We start from the raw sequence: 3,962 nt of genomic DNA, 5'->3' as shown, positions 1-3,962 counted from the left end.
ATCTCAGTGCATAAGCCGACAGGTCGAACATTCGCGACTCCTCAGCGCACCGTGAAGCTGAAGCTGCCCGGCATGGGGTGGTTGTCACCACCGACGGCGCGGTATTCCACGGTATAGACGCCCGGAGTCAGCGGCTGGGGCAACTTGGCACGCAGGGTCTTGCCGTTGTTGACGATCTCGGTCGTGAAATTCTCGATCGGCATGGTGGAACTGCCGTGCTTCATGAGCAACTTGAGACGCGACGCCCGCGGAATCAATGTTTCGTTGAACACGAGATCGATCTGGCCCGGCGAAGCCACCACCGCATTTGCCGCCGGTGTGGACTGCTGCAGCGCGGCGTGGGCGTGCGCGATCTGCAGGGAGAACTGCCCAGCCGCAATCGCGAGGACGAGCGCGAAGGAGCGAAGGACGTTTGATGATTTCATAGGGATAAATCCTCATTGCGAATGTGATGCAAAGCCCCGTTCGGCGCCGTGCTGTGTTGGATCCGACAAGCGTTAGGTGTCGGGCTGTCACCGAAACCACGGTTGGTCGGCTTTTGATATTTGAGATGAGGATCCCGCCGCTCAGGCGGGATCCTCGACGCGTCAAGCCGCCATGGCGCTGCAGCTTTCCGCGCAACGGCGACAAACTTCGGCGCAGCGCGCCATCTCCGGGTCGTTCATGGCGTCGCATGCTTCGGCGCACTGGCGGCAGATCTCCGCGCAGGCACTGCAAACCACCGAGTGAGCGCTGGCGCCACGCAACATGGCGTCGGCGCTGGTGGCGCAGATATCGGCACACGTCGCCAGCAGGGCGATGTGCTCCGGGGCTGCGTGGGCACCTCCTTTGCTCAGGCAATAGTTGATGGTCTCAAGGCAAATCGCGTGGCATTGCGTGCAGTTGTCGATGCACTCGTTCATGGCCTGAGACCGGTGGTCTTCGGAATGGTGAGTCATGTGGATCTCCTGCTTCATCGCGGACGAGAATCGGCGCGCCCGCAACACCGCCCCCTGTTGCTCTTGCGGATCAATGCTGTGCGAAGGGTTCGGTGGTTCCGTCGTGATGGACCAGCTCGACCGTATACGGCTGCTGGCGTCCTTCCGGGACCTCCATGCCCGGCGAACCGAGCGGCATTCCGGGCAGGACCAGGCCGCGTGCGTCCGGCTTTTCTTCGAGGAGGCGCTTGATGTCCTCGGCCGGGACATGGCCTTCGATGACGTATCCGTCGACCTCGGCCGTGTGGCAGGAGCCCTTTGCATAGGGGACACCCAGGCGCTCCTTGACCGGACCCAGGTCATCCATGTCATGCACATCCACGGTGAACCCCGCCTTCTTCACGTGGTCGATCCAGCTACCGCAGCACCCGCAGGTCGGGGTCTTGTGGACGGTCATGCGTGGCAGGGCGGCTGGAGTCGCGTCGGCTGTTTCCGGGACGACCTGTGCAGTGGGCGCGATGGTGGATTGCGCGGGTGTAGCCGCTTGGGTGCAGGCACCCAGGCCGGCGACCGCAAAAGCCGCCCACGCCAGTCGGTTCAATCTGCAGGTTTTCATTTCTGGTTCTCCGCTTAGCGCTTGGTCCGCGAAGACCAGTGGATGTGGGCGATCCGCCAACCGTCGGTGGTCTGCTTCAGCACCATGGTCTCGGTGCTCTGGACGGTCAGTGGCTTACCGTCTTTCTGGGCGTGCAGCTCGCTTTCGGTTCCGACCCATGCGAACTCACCAGCGGTGCGTGCACGCTGACGGAGCAGCTGGCGATGGGCGCCCTTGAGGAATGCCGCATCGCTGACTGCGTGATGACCCAGATATTCCTCGCGGCTGCGCTCGGCACCCCCGGACTCGAGGATGAGGACGTCGGCAGCGAGCAGGGCTTCGACCGTGGCCAGATCGCCGCTAGACAGGGCCCTGTTGAAACGCTCCGCTACGGCGACCGCGGCCTCTGCAGTGACTGGGACGTCGACGTCCGCAGATGCCGCGGCAGCGGGGTGATGTGCGTGCGGCTGTGTCGCCTGCGCCATTGCGGGGGACACGACGGCCAGTGCCAGTGCGAGGGTGAACGAGATTGCTGTTGCGTTCATTGCGTGGGCTCCAAGGAGATCAATGGGTGTGCGCATGGCCGTCATCGGCCACGGGCGTGTGTGGTGCAGGGTGCGACTCCACCTTGCCGTCGGGATGGCCGTGGCTCACCGACCCGACTTCCGTGTCGCTGGGTGTCGGGCCGTGGTGATCGTCGTCCACGCCCGGCGGGTGCGCATGCGGCATGGAGTTGTTGCCCGGCTCGAATAGGGCAGGGTGATCCTCGGCCTTTTCGTCGTCATGGTGGCCTTGCGTCTCGCCGCCGCCATGCGAATGACCATCACTGCTGGCCACCAACGCCTGGTAACCGGCCTTGTCCAGCGTGGGCAGCTTCTGCAGGAAGGCCGACATGTTCCAGATGAACTCATCGTCCATGCTGCCGCCCCACGCGGGCATGCCGCTGGCCTTGATGCCGTGCTTGATCACCCAGAACGCCTCAGCTGGAGCGACCGACTGTTTGCTTAGGTTCGGTGGCGCGGGGTACAGGCCCTTGCTCATCTCGGTGGCCGCCGCCTCTGGCGAAAGATGGCAGGTCACGCACATGGCGTTGTAGTTGCCCGCACCCTGGCGGATACGCTCAGGATCATCCAGGTTCGTGGGCACCTGAAGCTTGGCGGCGCGCACCTCAATGGAACGCTCGCGCGCCGTTTCAAGTAGCGCATACACCGGGCGACTATGCGGATCGTCGGCGGCCACGTTGTACACGCCCAGAGAGACCGTGGCAGTTGCCGCGACCGCAACCAATCCCACGCCGGCACCGAGCCATACCCACATCCTTTTGTTGGATTTCATTGTCAGTTCCCCTTAGAACCAGGTACGAAGGCCGATGACCAAGCGCGTGTCTTCAAAGGACTCGCCATGCTCGCGTCGCATGTCTGCGGTATTGCCAAACGCGCGCTCGTACACCACGCCGATGTAGGGAGCGAACTTTCGGGTGAACTCATAACGAAGTCGTAGCCCCGCCTCAGCGGTACTCAGACCCGAACCTATCCCGCGCAATGGATCGTTCTTGCCATAGGCGGTGACTTCCACCAGCGGCTGCAAGATCAGCCGGTTGGTTAGCAGCAATTCGTACTCGGCCTCGACATTGGCGGCAGTCTGGCCCCCTTCGCCGAGATAGGCTGTGGCGGACACTTCGAACTTCATCGGCGCCAAGCCCTGTACACCGATAGCGGCGAAGTTTTGAGATGCCCCAGGCTTGAAGTCATGACGCACACCGGCCACCACATCCCACCACGTGGAGATACTGCGGCCGTAGAGCACTTCCAGATCAGCCGACTCGGTCTGACCATCCGTGCGTTCGCCTTCACTGCGGAGCCAGACGCGATTGAGGTCCGTACCGATCCAAGCCTGGCCCTCCCAGCCCAGCCCGGTGCCCGGATCGGCATCCCAGGCTTCCAGGCGATTGAGCAGCACGTAGCTCTTGATCGAGTTGTCATGCACCGGATGCGCGTGTTCCGGCGCGATGGCCGCCTTGCGATCCGCGTCCGTCACCGCGGGTATCGGGGTGCGCGGCTGCGTTGGCACTGCAGGCCCGTGTCCCATCTGACTGTGGTCCATGCCCTGCATCGACTGTGTCTGCGCTTTGGGCGTTGCGGGCGTGCTCGGAGGCGCGCCGTGCCCCATCTTGGAATGGTCCATCCCCTGCATCGCAGGCGTGGCCGTACTAGAGGTGTCGGCTGCAGCGGGCTGTGCCATCTGACTGTGATCCATGCCCTGCATCGACTGCGCCTGTGCTGTGGGCGCCGCAGGTGTGCTCGCGGGCGAGACGTGCCCCATTTGCGAATGGTCCATGCCCTGCATGGCAGGCTCGGCTGCTTCAGCCGGCGGCGCGGCGTGGCCCATCGCCGCATGATCGATCGTCGCTTCGCTCGTCTTGGCCGGTGTTGCAGGCTTTTGGGCTGGCG

The 3,962-nt window shown here is 63.6% G+C and carries 6 protein-coding genes; all 6 read right to left on the bottom strand.

Going from position 1 to position 3,962, the window contains the following annotated elements; genetic code table 11:
* Positions 1–41 precede the first annotated feature (41 nt).
* Positions 42–425, bottom strand: a complete 384-nt coding sequence (copC, locus tag EO174_RS22835; RefSeq protein ID WP_017354979.1) for a copper homeostasis periplasmic binding protein CopC — start codon at positions 423–425, stop codon at positions 42–44.
* Positions 426–587: 162 nt separating this feature from the next.
* Complete coding sequence (locus EO174_RS22830) at positions 588–938, bottom strand: four-helix bundle copper-binding protein (RefSeq protein ID WP_026070601.1); 351 nt, start codon at positions 936–938, stop codon at positions 588–590.
* Between the two features lie 70 nt (positions 939–1,008).
* Entirely contained in the window at positions 1,009–1,533 is a 525-nt protein-coding gene (locus tag EO174_RS22825) for a DUF411 domain-containing protein (protein WP_229301210.1), read from the bottom strand.
* Between the two features lie 14 nt (positions 1,534–1,547).
* Positions 1,548–2,057, bottom strand: coding sequence for a DUF4440 domain-containing protein (locus tag EO174_RS22820; RefSeq protein WP_026070602.1), 510 nt, complete (start codon positions 2,055–2,057; stop codon positions 1,548–1,550).
* Between the two features lie 19 nt (positions 2,058–2,076).
* A complete protein-coding gene (locus EO174_RS22815; protein WP_234831376.1) occupies positions 2,077–2,847 on the bottom strand; it encodes a cytochrome c in 771 nt (256 codons plus the stop codon).
* A gap of 12 nt (positions 2,848–2,859) precedes the next feature.
* A partial coding sequence (locus EO174_RS22810) for a copper resistance protein B (protein ID WP_234831048.1) occupies positions 2,860–3,962 on the bottom strand: 1,103 nt, incomplete at its 5' end.

The organism is Xanthomonas sp. BRIP62418, assembly GCF_003993495.1.
Lineage (GTDB): Bacteria > Pseudomonadota > Gammaproteobacteria > Xanthomonadales > Xanthomonadaceae > Xanthomonas > Xanthomonas euroxanthea.
This window is presented reverse-complemented; position numbering and strand designations above follow the sequence as displayed.